Origin of the sequence: Vibrio coralliirubri (assembly GCF_024347375.1) — a bacterium.
Taxonomy (GTDB): Bacteria; Pseudomonadota; Gammaproteobacteria; order Enterobacterales; family Vibrionaceae; genus Vibrio; species Vibrio coralliirubri.
In genome coordinates this window covers 370,156-389,918 of the sequence record NZ_AP025471.1, presented here as the reverse complement: position 1 = coordinate 389,918, position 19,763 = coordinate 370,156, and the positions used below count along the sequence as shown (strand labels likewise).

General features: G+C 46.1%; 12 protein-coding genes and 3 pseudogenes. 5 read left to right on the top strand and 10 right to left on the bottom strand.

What is annotated here, in order from left to right:
* The first annotated feature begins 46 nt into the window (after positions 1–46).
* The 4 genes and pseudogenes from OCV20_RS18375 to OCV20_RS18360 form a co-directional block, all read left to right on the top strand.
* The gene (locus OCV20_RS18375; RefSeq protein ID WP_086775756.1) at positions 47–1,165 is read left to right on the top strand and encodes a substrate-binding domain-containing protein; all 1,119 of its coding nucleotides are present in this window, start codon (positions 47–49) and stop codon (positions 1,163–1,165) included.
* Positions 1,162–3,291, top strand: a pseudogene (locus tag OCV20_RS18370) (diguanylate cyclase domain-containing protein); the annotation flags it as partial. The gene OCV20_RS18375 and the pseudogene OCV20_RS18370, both read left to right, overlap by 4 nt.
* Before the next feature lie 79 nt (positions 3,292–3,370).
* Positions 3,371–4,291: an IS5 family transposase gene (locus OCV20_RS18365; RefSeq protein WP_261881408.1), complete on the top strand. Its 921-nt coding sequence runs from the start codon at positions 3,371–3,373 to the stop codon at positions 4,289–4,291.
* Positions 4,292–4,333: 42 nt separating this feature from the next.
* Positions 4,334–4,699 (top strand): annotated as a pseudogene (locus OCV20_RS18360) (EAL domain-containing protein); the annotation flags it as partial.
* 62 nt (positions 4,700–4,761) lie between these two features.
* On the opposite strand, the pseudogene yegS reads toward OCV20_RS18360, so the two are convergent.
* The 10 genes and pseudogenes from yegS to OCV20_RS18310 form a co-directional block, all read right to left on the bottom strand.
* Positions 4,762–5,656, bottom strand: a pseudogene (gene yegS / locus OCV20_RS18355) (lipid kinase YegS).
* Positions 5,657–5,675: 19 nt separating this feature from the next.
* A complete protein-coding gene (locus OCV20_RS18350) occupies positions 5,676–6,581 on the bottom strand; it encodes a LysR family transcriptional regulator (protein ID WP_048613320.1) in 906 nt (301 codons plus the stop codon).
* 78 nt (positions 6,582–6,659) lie between these two features.
* The gene (locus OCV20_RS18345; RefSeq protein ID WP_086773857.1) at positions 6,660–8,042 is read right to left on the bottom strand and encodes a BatD family protein; all 1,383 of its coding nucleotides are present in this window, start codon (positions 8,040–8,042) and stop codon (positions 6,660–6,662) included.
* On the bottom strand, positions 8,039–9,763 hold the full coding sequence (locus tag OCV20_RS18340; RefSeq protein WP_086773856.1) for a vWA domain-containing protein: 1,725 nt from the start codon (positions 9,761–9,763) through the stop codon (positions 8,039–8,041). Before OCV20_RS18340 ends, OCV20_RS18345 begins: the two co-directional genes overlap by 4 nt.
* Positions 9,756–10,835 (bottom strand): vWA domain-containing protein, encoded by a 1,080-nt coding sequence (locus OCV20_RS18335; protein WP_086773855.1) that lies wholly within the window; start codon positions 10,833–10,835, stop codon positions 9,756–9,758. The genes OCV20_RS18340 and OCV20_RS18335 overlap by 8 nt, the downstream gene beginning before the upstream one ends.
* The gene (locus OCV20_RS18330; protein ID WP_086773854.1) at positions 10,828–11,388 is read right to left on the bottom strand and encodes a DUF4381 domain-containing protein; all 561 of its coding nucleotides are present in this window, start codon (positions 11,386–11,388) and stop codon (positions 10,828–10,830) included. Before OCV20_RS18330 ends, OCV20_RS18335 begins: the two co-directional genes overlap by 8 nt.
* Complete coding sequence (locus OCV20_RS18325) at positions 11,389–12,351, bottom strand: DUF58 domain-containing protein (protein WP_086773853.1); 963 nt, start codon at positions 12,349–12,351, stop codon at positions 11,389–11,391.
* 12 nt (positions 12,352–12,363) lie between these two features.
* Complete coding sequence (locus tag OCV20_RS18320; protein WP_086773852.1) at positions 12,364–13,347, bottom strand: AAA family ATPase; 984 nt, start codon at positions 13,345–13,347, stop codon at positions 12,364–12,366.
* A 95-nt stretch (positions 13,348–13,442) separates the two neighbouring features.
* Positions 13,443–15,851 (bottom strand): tetratricopeptide repeat protein, encoded by a 2,409-nt coding sequence (locus OCV20_RS18315; protein ID WP_086773851.1) that lies wholly within the window; start codon positions 15,849–15,851, stop codon positions 13,443–13,445.
* Positions 15,852–16,044: 193 nt separating this feature from the next.
* Positions 16,045–17,592 carry an arylsulfatase gene (locus OCV20_RS18310; RefSeq protein ID WP_017060009.1) on the bottom strand — a complete coding sequence of 516 codons (1,548 nt, stop codon included), beginning with the start codon at positions 17,590–17,592 and terminating at the stop codon, positions 16,045–16,047.
* A gap of 346 nt (positions 17,593–17,938) precedes the next feature.
* Here OCV20_RS18310 and OCV20_RS18305 point away from each other — a divergent pair, with 346 nt between their 5' ends.
* The gene (locus OCV20_RS18305) at positions 17,939–19,501 is read left to right on the top strand and encodes an arylsulfatase (RefSeq protein ID WP_086773850.1); all 1,563 of its coding nucleotides are present in this window, start codon (positions 17,939–17,941) and stop codon (positions 19,499–19,501) included.
* The last annotated feature ends 262 nt before the right edge of the window (positions 19,502–19,763 follow it).

Here is a 19,763-nt window from a genome sequence, read left to right as displayed (position 1 = left end):
ATTATAAATATAGGGCAATTATAAGTTAAAGCGTTTTATAAGCCATATGAATAAGAGATTAAATTTTGCGGGTTTGTTGCTCGCTACTACTTGCTACTCTCAGAGTTTTGCGGGTAATCATGAAGACGATTTCTTCCAATATGCTGAAGAAAAAGTGATGCGTGCGGTTTCCAATCAGAGAACTTGGGATGGCCCAATGCAAGGCCCTGCGGTGCGTCATGAAAAAAACGTTATTTTTGTCGCGTCTGATTTACGTAATGGTGGCGTTTACGGTGTGGGTAAAGGTATCTCTGAGGCGATTTCAAACATCAATTGGCATCTGAGGTTCATTGATGGCTTAGGCTCAGAAGTACGCCAAGGTGCAGTTATCCGAAAAGCGATTGGCTTTGAACCCGATGCCATTGTTCTTGGCGGCATTGACGCTGTTCGACACAAAACCATTTTGAAACAAGCGGAAGATCTCGGAATCGTTGTTATTGGCTGGCATGCGACTGAGCTTGTTGGTGGCAACCCAGAAATCGGCTTATACACCAACATCACCACCGACCCTCTCGATGTGGCGGAGGTGGCCGCGCTACTCGCGATTGTTAACTCAAACGGGCGAGCAAAAACCGTGGTGTTTACCGACCCGAACTATGAAATTGCGATGATCAAGGCCAACGCGATGGTCAACACCATCAAGCGTTGCGGTACCTGTGATGTACTTGAACTGAACTACTTACCGCTCGATAAAATTGCCGAGCAGATGCCTGCAACATTGAAAAACCTTGATGATCAATATGGCGAAAAAATAACGCATATCTTAGCCATCAACGACCTCTACATTGATTACGCGATCCCTTCTTTGGAATCTAATCTCGAAGAGTATCGGCTAATACCACAAAACATTTCAGCGGGTGACGGCAGCAAAGCCGCGTACAAAAGAATCAATAGCGGTCAATTCCAACTGGCGACGGTACCTGAACCCTTATATCTACAAGGTTGGCAAATTGTCGACGAGCTCAATCGAGCATTCAACCAGATGCCTCCGAGTGGCTACTCTGCCCCTGTGCATCTCGTCACGCCCGATAATGTTGAAGAACTCATCAGCCAGTCAGACAAAGGCATCTACGACCCTAAAAATGGCTACCGTGAAGCGTATCTGAAAATTTGGAAGCCACAATGAAACTACCTCAGATAAACATCACCCAACGGCTCATTATTTCGAATCTGGTTTCGCTATTGATTGTGAGCCTTGCGGTCATCATGGTGATCCGCTCGCTCTATTACGTCGAGTCGACGCTCAAAACGGAAACCTCGACACACGTGTCAGATTTGATTGTTAACTCTGAAATCAGTCGTCGCGTGTTTACGCTCACCTCTCGAGTTAAGCTGTTGGAACAGACTTTTTTGTTCAGTGAAACCACGCTGTCTGAAGAAGCGTTCAATGTTGATTTCCAACTGCAACGACTGAGAGATCTTTCGACCAACGAAGGTTTCTCGCAAAAGATCGATGCCTTTATCGATAACTTCCACCGTTTCTTAGGCAGTTCGCTAGCACTGAATCGAATTCTAAAACAGACAAATCAAATCGACGCTGCGTTAGCCGAGCAACTTGATCAACTCGAATTTGCAATCGCCGACAGCAAGCTAAGGCACTTAGACCAACCTAATTTCATCCGTTATAACAATGAATTAGATCTCATCAACATGCTACGAGAGTCGTTTCTCACTTCGGGGAAAATGGTCGGTGACATTCACAGCCGTATCACGCCAGAAACGGAGAAAGTCCTGCTTATCGAGGTCGAGAAAGAACTCGATATATTTTTGCTCCATTTAGAAAACGTTGATATCGAAACAACAGCGGTTATTGCTGAGAAGAAAAGAATCAATCGAACGGTGAAACGATACAACGCCGCTTTAAAACGCATTCGAGCGAATCTGGAACAGCGTTGGTTGGTGATGGCATCACTGCTAGTTGCCCAAAGTGACTTGTTGGAGATGGTAGAAAAAACCGAATCACGCGTACAAAACCAAGCCTTAGAACTGACAGACCAGCTTGAAAAAGAAATCGGTCTCTCAAGGCTCAATGCGATTGTTATCAGCATTTCAGCCGTCGTGTTGTCGATGTTGCTGGTTAGCCACGTTGTTAGACACCACATTCGAAAACCACTCAATGCCCTTAGGCATGGCTTCGACCGTTTAGAATCCGGTAGCCTCAAAAACCCGATCAACTTGGGCAGAAGTGACGAATGGTCTCACTTAGAAAAAGCCTATAACGACATGGCTTTAAGACTGTCTGAGGCCTATCTCGACCTCACTGAAGAGAAGAAGAACTTCGACTTCCTCGCGCACCATGACCCACTGACGAATTTGGCTAACCGACTGTTGGCCACCAAACTATTAGATGAAGAGATTAGAAAATCCAGTGAGAGCAACGCCTCTTTCTTATTGTTTTATCTCGACATTGATGAATTTAAGACCATTAACGACTCCTTAGGACATGCGCCCGGAGACAACTTATTAGTCAATGTATCTGACATTCTGAGTAACTTAGTCGGCGATAAAGGCTTTGTTGCTCGAATGGGTGGCGACGAGTTCTTGGTTGTGTATTCCAATGTTGGCCTAGAAGAAGGTGAACCGATCGCCGATCGCTTGAATCAAGCATTAAGAAAGCCGTATTACATCGATGATAATTCTATCTTCGTCTCTGCGAGTATTGGTGTTTGTGAATACCCTACTCATGGTTTGGATCGTGAAACCTTAATTCGCAACGCAGATACCGCCATGTATCACGCCAAGCGGAACGGTAGAGACCAGTACAGAATCTACGCGGATAAAATGACCCACGAAGTGAACGACTTAATCGAAACCAACATAGGGCTTCATCAAGCGATTGCTAACGACGAGCTTGAAGTGTTCTTCCAGCCCAAAGTCGACTTAGACTCACAGGGCATCATTGGCGCCGAAGCACTTATTCGCTGGCGACACCCTAAATTGGGCTTACTGCCACCGATTGATTTCCTTGAAGTGGCGGAGAAAAGTGACCTCATTATCGACATCGATAAATGGGTGTTTAAGAAAGTGGCGAACTTAATCACTGAATGGCAACGTGCGGGGATCGACCTGCAAGGCGTGATTTTCTCAATCAATTTCTCAGCGAGAATGTTCTATATGACAGACCTCGCCGAGCAGCTACAAGTGATATTGGATGAAACGGATTGCCAACCTCACCAATTGCTGCTTGAGATTACCGAAAGAGACATGATGCGTGATTTTGAAACCTGTTCGAGAACCATTGAGGTGCTTCATGGCTTTGTTGCGTAATTCAATGGAACTAAATCAAGAACCTACGATCTGATCAGCTACCTCCACTCTATCTCGTAGTCCTATGCCTAAGCCTCGTTATAAAACAACCAACTGGAAGCAATACAACCGATCACTCATTAACCGTGGTTCTCTGACTTTTTGGATTGATGAAGAAGCAATAAGCGGATGGGCGCAAAGCAAACAGAATAAGCGCGGTAGGCCGCGTCGGTTCAGTGATTTAGCTATCACGACAGCACTCATGGTCAAACGAGTTTTTTCTATGCCATTGAGAGCGCTGCAAGGATTTATCGACTCGATATTTAGGTTAGCCCATGTACCGTTAAGTTGTCCGCATTACACCTGCATCAGTCGTAGAGCCAAGCAAGTTGAGGTTTCATTTAAGACTAAAACGAGAGGAGCGATACAGCACCTAGCCATTGATGCTACTGGCCTTAAGGTTTATGGCGAAGGTGAATGGAAAGTCAAAAAACATGGGACGGATGGCAAGCGTAGAGTCTGGCGAAAGCTGCATATTGCAGTCGATACCAACACTCATGAGATCATTGCCGCCGAGCTAAGTTTATCGACGGTTACAGATGGAGAAGTACTCCCGAACTTACTGAAACAAACACGCCGAAGTATCCTTGAGGTGTCTGGTGATGGCGCTTACGACACGAGAGCGTGTCACGCTGCTATTAAGATTAAGGGAGCTATTGCGCTTATTCCCCCAAGAGAAGGGGCTGCCTTCTGGGAGCGTGGTCACCCTCGAAATCTCGCCGTGGGTTGCCAGAAATTATACGACTCAAATAAGTATTGGAAAGAGCGGTATGGATACCACAAACGTTCACTCTCAGAAACAGCGATGTATCGAGTTAAACAGTTGCTAGGAGGGAAACTGAGCTTAAGAAATTACAATGCCCAGGTGGGTGAAACTTACGCGATGATAAAAGCGTTGAACAAGCTTACTGGGTTAGGTATGCCTGAAACTTGTCGTATTGACTAAGAAACAAGCGAAACGGGTTGGCTCTATCTCTAAATTTAATTACGCAACAAAGCCGTGCTTCATTCTAAAGGCTATAAGATTGCTATCGATGATTTTGGCACGGGTTACTCTTCACTGTCGGTATTGAAGAATCTTTCGGCTGATTGCGTAAAGTTAGATCGAAGCTTTATTGAAGATATTAACTCATCAAAGGTTGATTACGAGATTACTTGTGCGGTGCTTAAACTCGCGCAAATACTCGACTTTTCAGTGATTGCAGAGGGCCTTGAAACCCAGAGTCATGTGAAGACACTGCGCCAGATCGGTTGTAAATACGCTCAAGGCTATTTCTTTGCGCGTCCTCTGCCGATTGATGACTGGTTATCTTACTTCTTGCTTAATTCAGAACAAACGCAAAAAGAAGCATAACGAATCTTAGCGTAGCGAATGACCCTATCGGTCGATCACTCCGTTTACCCAACCGAAGTGGTTTACCGGTTTTTCACCAAACAAGGACTGTTTTCTGGCAGCACCAAACAAATGCTGGATGGCATGACTTCAAAACGTATTTGATTGGAACGATAAGGTTCACCATCAAGGTTAATGGGCAGTGACTGAGGGAAATCGATCTCTAGCCAACGAGCTTGAGTATGGACAATGTACTTGCCGTTGTCGGCTGGATGCTTGAGCTCTTCGATGACTTTTGGCAGATCAGAAGCCATGAAGGTTTTGACCAAAGTAAGACCCATCAAGCCGTCATCAATCAATGCATTGGGTGCTAGCTCTTATCCTCCACCCGCTAAGCGACCATTACAAAAAGCACCAACAAGGATCTCCCCGGTAAAGCTACCTTTGTCTATGGTCAACGTGCCACTGTAAGGCTTAAAGCCGAGTGCTTTCACCACACCTGTTAGCGTATACGCACCGCCACCGAGAAAATCTTTAAGCTCGACTGGCGTTTCGGCTGTGACTTCAGCACCAAAACCCGCCGCAGCAACGTTCATGAAATAACGGTCATTCGCACGCACGCTATCCACTGCAAACGCCTTACCTTCCAGCGCTAGTTCAAAAGCACCCAAAATATCATTAGGTATTCCCGTTGCGGTCGCAAAATCATTCGCAGTGCCCATGGGGATAATCGCCAGTTGTGGTCTTTCACTCGCACGGAACTGGTTGAGCGCGTTAACGGCTTCATTCACCGTTCCATCGCCACCCGCCACAATCAGACGCTTAACACCATCGCATATTGCCTCGCTTACCAAACGAAACATGTCCGACGATTCCCAAGTCACTCTAACTTGCAGGTCAATATCATTGTCCCTCGCCGCAAAGATGGCTTGCCTTAATTCCGGGATATTGGCTTAAAATCGCGCGAATGCTTTCCATGGCTATGTCCTTGTATAGGCTAACTTGATAACTCTTTTGCTGCCGCTTTGATCTTAGCTCGTAACCACTTATGGCTTGGTTCATTAGTACGGCTTGGATGCCAAATCATACACATATCGAGGTCTTCCAACTCGAAGGGTAATGGCAGTGTTTTTACCGCGTACTTTTCAGCAAAACAACGCACCGATGAAATAGGCATTACACCGATATACTCAGAGCCTTCGATAACAGGCAGCATCTCTACAACGCCCGCTGCGCGATACACGATTCTACGTTTCTCAAGGTCACTGTAGTGCTCTGAGCTCAATAAGCTTTTGCGCGCATGCCACCTTGATACAACAACATGTTCGAGTGCTAAGAACTGTTCCATATCGATCGTATCGCCAACCGTAGGATGATCACTACTACACACCACGACCAGCTCTTCTGTAGAAATCACCTCGTGCTTAAGCATGGTTCTTCCTTTAGGCGTCATATCAACAATCACGTCATGTCTTTGAAGCCTTAAATCGGACTCATAGTCTTCGGTAAACAGCGGGTGAACCTCTAACGCGATACCTGGCGCGACTTGGCTGATTAACTGCATTACTTTTGGCATCATTTCGTAGCTCGCTGCCGAGACGCAAGCAATGGAAAACACACGGCCTGAGGTTTTAGGATCGAAGTCTCTTGATGCGGATAAAGTAGAAGTAAAGTTTTTAAGTGCGGCAGCCATTGCAGGATAGATATCAATAGCAAATGTGGTTGGCTCTACGCCTGATGTGGTGCGGTGAAACAGTGGCTCATCATAGATATCTCTCAACCTTGCAAGTGCTTTACTCACTGCTGGTTGGCTTATATCCATGCGATTAGCAGCCCTAGATAAGTTCTGCTCTTCATAGATAGCAACAAATATAGGAATTAGATTTAGTTCGGTACTTTTCATACAGTTCCATATTAAAGAAGCAGGTTCCCCATAGTAGAGAACCTGCCGATTATGTTCGATGCGAATGACTAAAGTTTGCTACTTAGTTCTATCTTTTAAGTCTGGCAAGGCTTTAGGGATTTTCAAGCAAGCGGCAATTGAACGAGGTTTACTCTGGCTTGATTTGTCGTTGGGCAAGTTACGTAACCCTTTCCATAAACGAGTGAATACGTTTTTATCTTCACTTCCTTGTTGAAGGGCTTCGCTATCTTCTAGCCAACGCTTTTGCCCATTTGATTTACCCAGTTGCTCTTTACTTAGTTGCGCTTTATTCAGTTCTAACTGAGAGGTTTCGTTTCGCAATTGACGGTAGATAAAGGTTCTTAATGCAGCCCAATTACCTTGCTTGAGTAAACGACGTAATACCAACCAACTTGGTGTTGGACGATTTGCGTAGTAACGCTTAACGGAAACAATCAACGCAATGCAGACTAATAACGCCAAACCAACAGTAATAAACACCGACATGTAGGCTTTGATGAAAGATTGGACTGTGTGTTTGGCTTCAAACACTTCTCCTTTTATCACCACGTTTTCAAGGCGTTGATTTTTGCTGTCCCACCACTGAAATGAAAACTCTGGCAACGTAAACTCACCACCTTGTTGAATCACATATACCGTCTCTTCAACTCGGCTTGAGCGATAATCACCACGTTCTTGTGTATCATCCAAACGGTTGGGCTGTGGGTAAGCTTGGAACTGCTGAGTGGACTCATTGGTTAGCACGTCTGGTAGCAACACAGAAAGGCTGTCTTTTGCCTTAATCGTGATAGTTCGAGTAATGGCATCGCCAACTTTCAGCTCTTCACTCGAACGTTGCCATTGCTGCTCTACATCTACTTCTGTCGCAGAAAACCAAGGCGTTTCATTATCGAGTAAACCTGAGGGCAACGAAGCTTCAAACTTAATCGGCTGCGTGTAAAGCGTGCCACCAACGTTTGAACCATCAGGAGCAGAAACTTGGATACGAACCGGTAAGGTTGGAATGACAAACTCGCCAGAAGTCATCGGATAAAGCGTCACTTCCCAACGCTGGCGTGACCATGTAGTACCACCGACTCTTTCTGTGTAATTCGTCGCGAGTTGGTTACGCTGTTTAGCAATCACATTAGGGATTTCGATGCTGCCAATTCGAGTGCCGCCTGTTAACCAGCGCGGTGTCGCCACCTCAATGTTCAGAATCACCTGCTCATTTACGCTGACTTTGGTCGGCATTATTTTGTCGCCCGACTTGGGTTTCTCGCCAATCCAAGCGATAAGCTCAACGTCACCACTTTTTTGCAGATCGAAGATATCGGCAGCAGAAGCAACAGCAGGAAAAAACCAACTCAACATAAGAGTCATCGACAGCAACCATGTACGGGATGTGAATCGCGCTCCCTTTGATTGAATCGCTTCAAGCGCTAAATCGTATCGACTCATTGTGCTTGCTCCTGTTTTGATGCCTGTTCCTGTTTCGGTGTCTGTTCGATAGACGGTGCAGGGTCTCTTAATTGAATTTGAAATTTCGACTTCAAGAAGAACTTAGGATCCGCTTCGACGCGTTTTAACCACTTGTCGGCAAGCTCTTGGCTGCCCAAGATTTCATTGGCGTTAAGCGTTTCCTTGAGCATCAATTCCGCTACCGTTTCTTCTTCAGCACCATCACCCGTTCGCGGCTGATCGTCTTCGAGTTCTAAAGATTCTTCAGGGCCATCTGTGGTTCCAGACTGGCTTTCACTGGTTCGGTTAACCTCTTCAACAATCCCGCTAAGCACTGCAAGGTTGTTTTCCACATCCGTTCTTAGTTCTGGTGAAAGGTCCTCTTTCTCGCTTAGTGACTTCAAAAGGTCTCGCGCGGCAAGGTATTCACGCTGCCTAGCTAACGCACTCGCTGCATTGTACAAACCAAGGTCAGTTTTGGTTTGCAGGAATGCACTGTGAGCGAGCTTAAAATCACGAGCATAGTAATAAGCCGCACCCTTTCGCATTGGATCAGTAAAATGTTTGGCAGCTTGAAGGTACTCTTTCTGGTTCAACAAACGTTGACCTTGTTGGTCGGGCGTTAGCCATAAGTCCCACCACCATTGAGCGGTCTTATCCCAAGCTGTAAGCGACTCCACCACAACGGGTTTCTCAGCGGTTAAATTGACTGTTTTCGCCAAAGTGCTTGGTGAATAAATACTGCCTGAAATCACTAGGCCAACAACACACCACTGTACCAACCATCCTTTTCTGAACCACAACAACATGATGATCGCCATTGGAATAAGCAAGCCATAGCCCATGTCTTTCCATGGCATAGAGGATTCACCGTTAAGTTGCATATTTCTTTCAACGGCTTGATTCAGTTGTCGAATATCCGAGTCGTCAACGGTCACCTCAATCACTCGACCACCTGTCTTATTCGCTAAATTGCGCAATGAATCAAGGTCGACAGGGTTATCGCTCACCACATCGCTATTTCCGGCAGCCAAAATCAGCAACTGATACGGGTTTTCGTTAAAGAAGGTTTCAAAAGCTCGCGTCGTACTTGGATTCACACCATCTGAGACTAAAAGCACTGACGAACCTAACTCACCAGACAGTTGCTGATTTATGAGTGGCAACGCTGCCTCTGCTGATTTACCTGATACCGGCATGATGTCGGGTGTGATAGCCGCAAGAAACGGTTCGAATACCTTGCTGTCTTGTGTGACGGGCATCGCGACGTGTGCGCTGCCTGCGTAAACTACTAAGCCAGTATTACCGCCTTTGCGAGCGGCCAATAAGTCTCTAATTTTCTGCTTAGATCGTTCCAAGCGACTTGGAGGTAAATCTTTAGCAAGCATAGATTCACTGTTATCAAGAACAACCAACATCGACGCTTTGTCTTCACCAAAAGGCGATGCTTCACGTTGCCATGTCGGGCCAGAACAGATAATGATGGCGATAGTCACAATCACCACCAATAGCTTCAGCGGCAGTTGCTTGCGCCAGCCTGTTTCGCCAATCGTCAATGCATCACGTAAATGTGCAGGTAAAATGTCTTTCCACGTTGGTTTGGTCTCTTCTCTCCAACGAATCCATAACAGGAAAAACATTGGAATAAAGGCCAACAACCACAATGGTCGGATAAAATGAAACTGGGTAAAGAACTGTTGTATCGTGAGAGAATCAGGCATCACTCTCTCCTTTCAAATTCTTAGCCGAAGAAGCGAGCAGCGATCTTCGGCGTATCGTTGCTAAGCTGAATGCGGTCAAATACATCACTACAACAATCGCCATCAAGTAGTGGTGCAACCCCTGTTTAGGGCGATAAGTGGTACTTTCATATAACTGAGGTTCTAGCTCACCAATCTGAGCGTAGGCTTTGGTCAGTTCGTCGCGGTTAAGCGCCTCAAAGGCTTCGCCACCAGACTCTTGAGCCACTCGTTTGATGGTTTCCATATCCAAAGCCACTTCACCAACGGTTTGCGGATCGCCCATCGCAATAACGTGAATTCGAACGCCTTTAGCCTTGGCGACTTTTGCGGCATCGATAGGCTCAACAAAACTTCCCGTATCATTACCGTCTGTTAATACGATCACGACTTTCTCTTTTTCGTTGGTATCGACGTTTGAATATTGAACGGCAGCACTTTGCTTCTCACTCTGTTCAAACACCTTGATCGCCAAACCAATTGCGTCACCTAAGTGCGTACTTTGCCCTGCCATAGCGACATCGGTTTGATTAAGCAGTTCAAGCCATACATCTTGGTCTGCGGTAAATGGCGTTTGTACAAACGCTGCATCACCAAACAAGATCAAACCGAGTCGGTCCCCTTTTCTGGTTTTCGCGAAATCGGCTAACACCTCTTTGGTCGCATCTAAACGAGAGATTTTATCGCCTTGCTTAGAGGTGAAATCTTGCTCCGCCATTGAGCCAGACAAATCGACCACCACCATCACATCACGACCTAATTGTTCACGAACCTGTGGCTCACCAAGAATGGTTGGTTTCGCTAACGCGCACACGACCAATACCCAAGTAATAATGAGCGTGGTTCGTTGCCACCAGCTTGGCGTTAACTGGCTGGCACCTTCTGACGGAGCTTCCCCAATCGCTTCAACCAATTCTCGAAAAAATGGCACCTTAATCGCCATTTGCTTAGTCCGATAAGCTGGCACGGCAAAGTAGACCAACAACGGCAGAGGCAGCGCGATAAACCATAGCGGGTGCGCAAATTCAAAGCTGGCAGATAAAACATCAAACATTGTCGTGCCCCTCAGCCATTACCTGTACATTCGGTTTTGTTTGTACATCGGGTTTATGAAGCTTTAGCCACATCATCGCGGTTTGAATCACCTCTAAACGCTGTTCAAAGCTCAAACGGACATTAGGGTCAATTAAGCTCTGCATCCATAATTCCGAAACTTCATCGGCAAAGAACGCATTGCTGTTTTCACTGGTGTTAGCACTAACAGGCAGGTAAGCGTTCAAACGGTTGACATAAGCTTGGCCAAACAGCTTGGCATTGCTGCTGTCTAGGTAGCGAAGCACCACTTTGAGGACTTTAAAGGTTCGTTCAGTTGAGTTTTTGTCTCGTGCATCCAATACCATGAGCTCTTGAAGCGCTTCTTTACGATAACGGTTATTCCACCATCTCTGCGCCAAACGATAAGCCAGATAGATAGCGACCAATAACAGAATAACGCCGAGGATCTTCCAACCAATGGTTTGCGGCATCCAGCTCACGCTCTCGGGAATGGCGACATCATGTAGGTCGCGAAGGATATAAGTACTTGGAGGCGTATGTTCAACAGCCATCTAACGCCCTCCCACCAGCTTTTGCAGCTGTGATATGTGATTGCCTGAGGTGTCTAATTCGATATAAGGAAGGTTTTTCATCGCCATCAATTTAGCAAGCGACTGTTTCTGGAGTGCCGCTTTTTGGGCAAGGCTTTCGCTTGCGAGGTTAACCTTAGATTGGCTATCCAGATTCAGTTGAAAGCGACCATCACCCACCACCCAGTTTGCGCTTGCCAGATCTTGAGGCAACGATTGTTCTAATGGATCGGTGACCATAATGGCTAAGATATCGTTATGTTGTTGCAGTTGTTTTAGTCGGTCAAGATGTTGCTCTTGGCAATCTCGCCAATCACTAATAAAGATTAAGGTCGACTGCTTCAATCTCATGCGCTTGATCAGTTCAATCCACTGGCTAAACCCAACACCTTCGCTATCGCTCACACTGACACCTAAGCTTTGATTGGCTTTGGTAAGATGTTTTAGCTGAGCCAATAAATCCGATTGAGAACGTTGCGCTTTGGTATGAAAGAGCTTTTGGTGTGAAGCTAAAACAAAGCCGACACGATCACCATCTTTCAGCACTCGCCATCCACACAATGCAGCGACTTCGGCGGCCACAACGGATTTCATGGTATTTTGAGACGCAAAGAACATCGAGCTGCGTTGATCAACACAGATCATCACATTACGGTCTTTCTCTTCGGTATAACTACGAACATGAGGTTTACCTGTTCGCATCGTAACTTTCCAATCGAGGTTACGAATGTCATCACCAAGTTGGTAGTGACGTAACTCCTCGAAATTCAAGCCTCGACCACGGAACAATGAATTGTGTCTACCCGAAAGCACGCTGCCCGCCTTTAGGTGAGGCAGTAGAGAAAACGAGTCAGCTTGAGCCTGAATTCTCACTAAACTTGAGTAATCACAATACAGTCGAGGATCAAGGCCTTGCGATCTGGGAGCTTGTGTTGGCTTCGCCATGACGCCCCCTAGTTATCCAATCTCAACATTATCGAGCAGTTCTTCAACCACTCTTTGATGGTCAACACCATCGGCCAATGCGTCGTAAGACAGCGAGAATCGGTGGCCTAACACGGTTGGCAACATGGCACGTACATCGTCTAACGTGACGTGGTCACGCCCTTGCAGCCATGCATAAGCGCGAGCACATTTATCCAACGCGATGGAAGCACGCGGGCTTGAACCAATCTCAATCCATTTAGACAAGTTTGATTCTGGGTAACGCTCTGGCTTACGAGTCGCCATCACCAAGGCCACAATGTAGTTCTCAACTAAATCGGAAACGGCAATATCTGGAAGTTGGCGGCGAGCTTCAAGCACCAACTCAGGTTCAATATGATCCGGAGTGACTAATTCTGAACTGGTTTCGCTACCCAACTCTTCACTGCGGACCAGTCGAATGATGTCACGTTCAGCTTCATCTTCTGGATAATCGACCGTCACTTTCATAATGAAACGGTCCATTTGAGCTTCAGGGAGTGGATACGTACCTTCTTGCTCAACTGGGTTTTGCGTAGCTAATACCATGAACAGATCTGGCAGAATATGAGTTTGACCACCCACCGTAATCGTCCCTTCCGCCATCGCTTCAAGCAGAGCCGCTTGTACCTTTGCGGGCGCACGGTTCACTTCATCGGCTAATACAATGCTATTGAAAATAGGACCCGGTTGGAAATGCAGTTGAGGCTTTCCATCAAGCTCCTGATACACCTCCGTGCCCGTCACATCAGATGGCAGCAGGTCTGGCGTAAATTGAATTCGACCAAAACTGGTGTTCAGTAGATTCGCCAGCGATTTTACTGAGCGAGTTTTCGCTGTACCGGGAAGTCCCTCTAAAAGCACATGGCCATTAGTCAATAACCCTATCACCAGAGCCCGAACGACGTGGCTCTGACCGATAACACTTTTCTCTGTTTGTTCAATCAGTTGGTTTATTGCTTGTTGCGCATGGTTCATAGGTCTTCCCTTAATTCAATCTGGCTGCGTACATCCTACTCACAAGCCCCATAACTATTAGTTATAAGCTCGATAGCCAAGCTCACCTCATCGCTTTATTTAAACCTAGCTTTCAATTGGTTAATGGCCTCCGGCGGAGCCACTTTGCTCAATGATGAAATACATTGCTCAAACGCCTTTGGTACGCCCGGTATATGGCTGTTTCGCGCCAACACTTCACACTGGGCATACAGGTGCTGTGGGTTACGGCTAAATTGGTAAGCCTTATGCAGTGATTGACTTGCCGCAAGCACATCCGATTTTTCCAAAGCCAATCCGTACACATACCAATATTGAGGGTCGGTTTGTGCAGTTTCAGCAGCTTGTTTAAGGTAGTCCGTTGCTTGTTCGTAATCTTTCACACGAAGCAAAGATAACCCTGTGCTGTATGGTAATACACTCGATTTAGGCTGAGCTTCAATACCTTGCTTCAAGGTCGACAACGCTTTTGCTTCGTTACCTTGCGCTCGATACAGATCCGCCAAGTTGGCGTAGCTGTTTTCGAAGTAAGGCTCAATCTCGATAGCACCTAAATAGAACTCAATCGCTTTATCGTGCTGGCCTAAATCTCGGTAAACGTTACCTAGATTAGTGCGTCCAAACCCTCTGTCGGCATTAAATTGCTGTATCTCAATGTACTCTTCCAATGCAGGCTTGATTTGGTCTTTCTGCAGAGGATTCATTTCTCCCCAATAACGAACTAATGCGCCTGCGGTTTCTGAACGAATCGACAATACAGGATCTTTCAGTAGCGGTTCTAGAATCTGCCATCGATCAGTGAATGGGAAACCGGACGAGCCTTGCACCACACCCAAACGAATCATCTCGTCATCATGTTTCACCGCTCTTGCCAGCGAGATAAGCGTATTCTTACCCGTATTACCGCCTAAACGTTCTAAGCTAGATGCTCGAATGATATTGCTTAAGCTGGAATCCTGAGCCGAATACGCCAACGCATCCTCTGCCCCTCTATATCCTATTGAGTCAGCATAAAAGGCAACGGCAAAGTGCTGCTGATTACGATACTTAGAATCTGGGAACCACTCACCTATTTGCTTATCTGCCCACTGGTCGGTTTGATCTTCATGACAGCTAGTACACACGTTCGGCGTTTTAATGTGTTGGCTAATATCAGGACGTGGGATGTGCCAACTGTGGTCACGCCTTGGGTCGACCTCCATGTAAGTCGTCTCTGGCATGTGACAAGTCGTGCATTGTGAAGCTTCGGTATTGGCTTCATGGAATGTGTGCTTTTCAGGCGTGTATTCTGATGCAATGTGACATTGGCTACACACGGCTTCTTCCGCAATTTTTAGTTCAGCGGTATGGGGATCGTGGCAGTTAGTACATGTGACGCCTTTTTCAGCCATCACGGATTGAAGGAAAGATCCGTAAACGTAATCTTCATCGTAGATTTGACCATCGTTATGGTAAAGCTCAGGAGTAATTAAGCTCAGGCGATACTTATCAAAGAATGACCCGTTCACGTGGTCACCTGTTTCATTCAACTGAGTACGTCGGCTGTGGCATTGAGCACAGGTTTGAACTTGGTTGGTATGGATGATGTCTTTTGGTTGCAGGGTTGAGTTGCCCTCTTGGTAGATCCACTCTTTGACCGATTTTGACAAGTCACGATCAAAGCCATAATGCGCCGAGACTGGAGCATCCTTTCCGCCGTTAGCTTTGGCTAGCTTGGCCTGCTCAACGTGCTCGCTTGCAGGGCCATGACAGGCTTCACAACCGACATTAATCTCAGACCAAGTAGTGTTGTAGGTATTACTCGCGCTGTCGTAGTTTTTCTCTAGATTCGTAGAGTGGCAATCAGCACACATGAAGTTCCAGTTTTGACCGCTGTTGGTCCAGTAGAATTCATCAGTGTTGGTGGTATCAGGATAGAGGTGAAACCAGCGTTGACCGCCTTCGCCTTCAGTTCGAGAGTCCCAAGCGAAAGGAATCAACTGTACACGGCCGTCTTCAAATTCAACCATGTATTGTTGTAGTGGTTCAAAGGCAAAGGTATAGCTGATTTTGTAATCTTTGAATTGGCCGTCTGGCCCTTCGATATTGACCCAGAACTCTTCGCCCTTGCGGAAAAATCGGTTAGGTTTACCGTCATGAGTGACCGCTTGGTCGTTAAAATCACCTAATACCGATTCATCTGTAGCATGCTTCATCGCCATATCATGATGAGAGCCCTCCCACGCTTCGACTTCTTCACTATGACAATCAATACAAGCTTCCGAACCGACATAGGTGGCTTTAGAGCCGCTAGGTAAAGCGTCAGAGCTAACGTGTGAAGCTACAGAGCTGGTCTTTGAAATATCAGAGTTGATATTAGGATCTTGCTCGTTGGCATAAGCGTTCAAACTGAACAGCGACAACATTAGTGGAGACAAGATTGCGGATAATACTGCGACTCGCTGGCATTTCAATCCGTTTACCAGTAAGCACAACCATGCAGACATAACATTCCTTGTTTTTATACATCCTTATGCTTAATAAGGTAGACGTAAAAACAACGAATTTACAATTATTTAGTGGCAGTAAGCTCGATTGTTGTGACTCATATTCACGACCGGGATTTACTCATCGGTATGCGCATAAAAAAAGAGCTCCTAAGAGCTCTTTTCGTCTTTTCAGTTTCACTCCAACAATCACTTACTTGTTATGAGATTCCTGAAGTTTTTCCATGACCTGATCCAAGCTAAAGCTTGCGGCTTTTTGGCGTGGCGGATATTCAGCAAACGTTTCTAGGAACTTGCCTACATACGCTTGTGCTGGAACGAACATATAAGCATGGTCTAACAACCAATCGTAGTATGTGTTCGATGTAATGTCTGCGTTTTCGTATGGGTCCATACGCAGGTTAAACAGCTTAGGAAGACGTAACGTCACGAACGGTTCAGCCCAAATTTGCATCGTACCCGTTGCACGCTGCTCCATGAACACTGCTTTCCACTGGTTGTAACGAAGCGCCGCTAAATCACCATCATCGGTAAAGTAGAAGATCTCCGAGCGACGGCCTTTCTCTTCTTCACCCGTTAGGTAAGGAAGGAAGTTGTAACCATCTAAGTGAACCTTAAACGTTTTATCACCGGCAGTATGACCTTTGAGTAGTTTCTCTTTGATTTGGTCATCACCAGCAGCGGCAACGAAGGTTGGCATCCAGTCCATATGGTGCATGATTTCGTTAGAAACGGTTCCTGGTTCAATCTTACCAGGCCAACGAACCATGGCTGGTACACGGTATGCGCCTTCCCAGTTGGTGTTTTTCTCACCACGGAACGGGGTTGTACCCGCATCAGGCCACGAGTTCATGTGAGGGCCGTTATCCGTTGAGTAGAAAACAATCGTGTTGTCTTTGATTCCCAACTCATCCACTTGCTTCAATAGTTGCCCAACGTGTCGATCGTGCTCAACCATACCATCAGCGTAGTTACCAACACCGGTTACACCTTTACTGTCGGCTTTCACGTGCGTTCTAAAGTGCATACGTGTCGCGTTCCACCATACGAAGAATGGTTTGTCCGCTTTCACTGCGCGATCCATAAAATCAAGTGCCGCGTCTAGTGTTTCTTCATCGACCGTTTCCATACGCTTACGCGTTAGAGGACCAGTATCTTCAATCTTGCCATCAGCAAATGATTTGATAACACCACGAGGGCCAAATTTCTTACGAAACTCTGGGTCAGTTGGGTAATCTTCATTTTCTGGTTCTTCTTCAGCATTTAGGTGGTAAAGGTTGCCAAAAAATTCGTCAAACCCGTGTGCTGTTGGAAGGAATTCATCTTTATCGCCAAGGTGGTTTTTACCAAATTGACCTGTCATGTAACCCATAGGTTTCAGCATTTCTGCGATTGTCGCGTCTTCTGCTTGTAAGCCAATGTCTGCGCCCGGCAAGCCTACTTTACTCAAACCCGTTCGTAATACACTTTGTCCCGTAATAAAGGTAGATCGACCCGCAGTACAAGATTGCTCTGCGTAGTAATCGGTAAACATCATCCCTTCTTTCGCGATGCTATCAATATTCGGAGTTTTGTAACCCATGAGACCGAAGGTGTATGCACTCACATTGGATTGACCAATATCGTCCCCCCAAATGACCAATATATTTGGCTTTTCTGCCGCAAAAGTGGCGCTGGACGCGGCCATCATTGCTGTACCCAAAATCGCTAATCGACGTTTAGCGCCATATTTCGCTGTCATAGAAACCTCTTCGTAAGTTATTTGCATCCTGCCCTACAACGTATAGTTCATTTTTTACGCATGCGCGAGATTCCCTAAGCTATTAATCTTTTTGTCATTTTCATTGAGATGCGGATACAGAAATCATCGATAAGGTTTACGCCAACAAACATGATAAGGATCACACATACAAACTAAGGCTTTATTCTAGCCACCCACTGGAACTCATATTAATCAATAGGTTACATAGACATCATAACGATTGGTTATAAGCACTATAAAAGGACGGAACGGAATTTTGGGAATAACATTTGCTCATCGATGTGTTGTTCTAACGCATTAATCTTAAAAGTGAATCGGAGTCCTTATGGGTACTAAAATTAATAAACTGGCATTAGGTGTTGGCTTATTAGCAGCTTCTTCAGCGGCAACAGCAGCAGAAAAACCAAACATTCTTGCTATCTGGGGTGATGACATTGGTGTATTCAACATCAGTGCATACAACAACGGTATGATGGGTTACGAAACACCTAACATCGACCGTATTGCTAACGAAGGCGCACTATTTACTGACCATTACGGTCAACAATCGTGTACTGCTGGTCGTGCTGCATTCCTAACCGGTCAAGAACCTTTCCGTACAGGTCTACTGACTATCGGTATGCCGGGCTCTGACCACGGTATCCCAGATTGGGCTCCAACAATCGCAGATCTTCTTAAAGAACAAGGCTACATGACAGCTCAGTTCGGTAAGAACCACATGGGTGACCAAGACCAGCACCTTCCAACGAACCACGGTTTTGACCAGTTCTTCGGTAACCTTTACCACTTAAACGCGGAAGAAGAGCCTGAGACATACTACTACCCTAAAGATCCTGAGTTCCGTAAGAACTTCGGCCCTCGTGGTGTCATCAAGTCGACTTCTGACGGTAAGATTGAAGATACAGGCCCTATGACGCGTAAGCGTATGGAGCACGCAGATGAAGAGTTCCTAGAAGAATCTCTAGCATTCATGGAAAAAGCAGTGAAAGCTGACAAACCATTCTTCATCTGGCACAACACGACTCGTATGCACGTGTGGACTCGTCTACAAGAAAAATACCAAGGTAAATCTGGTATCAGCATCTACGCTGACGGCATGCTAGAGCACGATGACCAAGTGGGTATCCTTCTAGACAAGCTTGATGAGCTTAAGATCGCAGACAACACAATCGTAATCTACTCGACCGATAACGGTGCAGAGACAGTTTCTTGGCCTGATGGCGGCGCAACTTACTTCCACGGTGAGAAAGGTACAACTTACGAAGGCGGTATGCGTGTCCCTCAGCTAGTTCGCTGGCCTGGTACTATCAAACCAGGGACGAAGATCAACGACATCATGAGCCACCAAGACTGGATCCCTACTCTACTAGCAGCCGCTGGTGATGATAAAGTGGTTGAGAAACTTGCGTCTGACAAAGGTGCGACTTACAACGGTAAAAACTGGCGCGTACACCTAGATGGTTACAACTTCCTACCTTACTTCCAAGGTGAAGAAGAAAAAGGCCCTCGTGATAGCATGCTTTACTTCTCTGCAAACGCTGAGTTAAACGCTGTACGTTGGAATGACTTCAAGATCTCATTCGCGGTAATGGACGGCAACATCACAGATGCTGTACGTTTCCAACCAAACTGGCCTCAAGTCGTTCACCTACGTGCAGACCCATTCGAAAAAGCACCACACGAATCTGGCATGTACCTACGTTGGATGGCAGACAACATGTGGCTATTCGTACCAGTAGGCGGCAAAGTACAAGAGTTCATGAACACGTTACCTGACTACCCAATGCAGAATAGCCAAGTACTGAACCCAGGTAACTTCAACCAGAATGCGTACATGCTTCAAGGTAAACTTAAGCAACTAGAAGCGGCAGCAGCGCAAGCTAAATAAGCCAATCTAGGCGATTCAAACTGTATAGATGTGTATTGCACTAAGATTTATAGCAAATACATAATCTAATACTAAAGCCGTGGTTACTCACTTGAGTGGCCACGGCTTTTTTCGTTTAACATCATTCGGCTTGAATTCAATTGAAAGAGCTTCATGCAATTCTAACTAGAGCTACCCATCAATCCCCGCTAGATAACCGCTAGATAACCGCCTAAGCGATTTAATTTCCTACCCCTTATCTTGCAACATCACACATGCGCAA

Coding starts and splice junctions, on each gene's coding strand:
- OCV20_RS18375 (WP_086775756.1), top strand. CDS start 47: ATGAATAAGAGATTAAATTTTGCGGGTTTGTTGCTCGCTACTACTTGC.
- OCV20_RS18365 (WP_261881408.1), top strand. CDS start 3,371: ATGCCTAAGCCTCGTTATAAAACAACCAACTGGAAGCAATACAACCGA.
- OCV20_RS18350 (WP_048613320.1), bottom strand. CDS start 6,581: ATGAAAAGTACCGAACTAAATCTAATTCCTATATTTGTTGCTATCTAT.
- OCV20_RS18345 (WP_086773857.1), bottom strand. CDS start 8,042: ATGAGTCGATACGATTTAGCGCTTGAAGCGATTCAATCAAAGGGAGCG.
- OCV20_RS18340 (WP_086773856.1), bottom strand. CDS start 9,763: ATGCCTGATTCTCTCACGATACAACAGTTCTTTACCCAGTTTCATTTT.
- OCV20_RS18335 (WP_086773855.1), bottom strand. CDS start 10,835: ATGTTTGATGTTTTATCTGCCAGCTTTGAATTTGCGCACCCGCTATGG.
- OCV20_RS18330 (WP_086773854.1), bottom strand. CDS start 11,388: ATGGCTGTTGAACATACGCCTCCAAGTACTTATATCCTTCGCGACCTA.
- OCV20_RS18325 (WP_086773853.1), bottom strand. CDS start 12,351: ATGGCGAAGCCAACACAAGCTCCCAGATCGCAAGGCCTTGATCCTCGA.
- OCV20_RS18320 (WP_086773852.1), bottom strand. CDS start 13,347: ATGAACCATGCGCAACAAGCAATAAACCAACTGATTGAACAAACAGAG.
- OCV20_RS18315 (WP_086773851.1), bottom strand. CDS start 15,851: ATGTCTGCATGGTTGTGCTTACTGGTAAACGGATTGAAATGCCAGCGA.
- OCV20_RS18310 (WP_017060009.1), bottom strand. CDS start 17,592: ATGACAGCGAAATATGGCGCTAAACGTCGATTAGCGATTTTGGGTACA.
- OCV20_RS18305 (WP_086773850.1), top strand. CDS start 17,939: ATGGGTACTAAAATTAATAAACTGGCATTAGGTGTTGGCTTATTAGCA.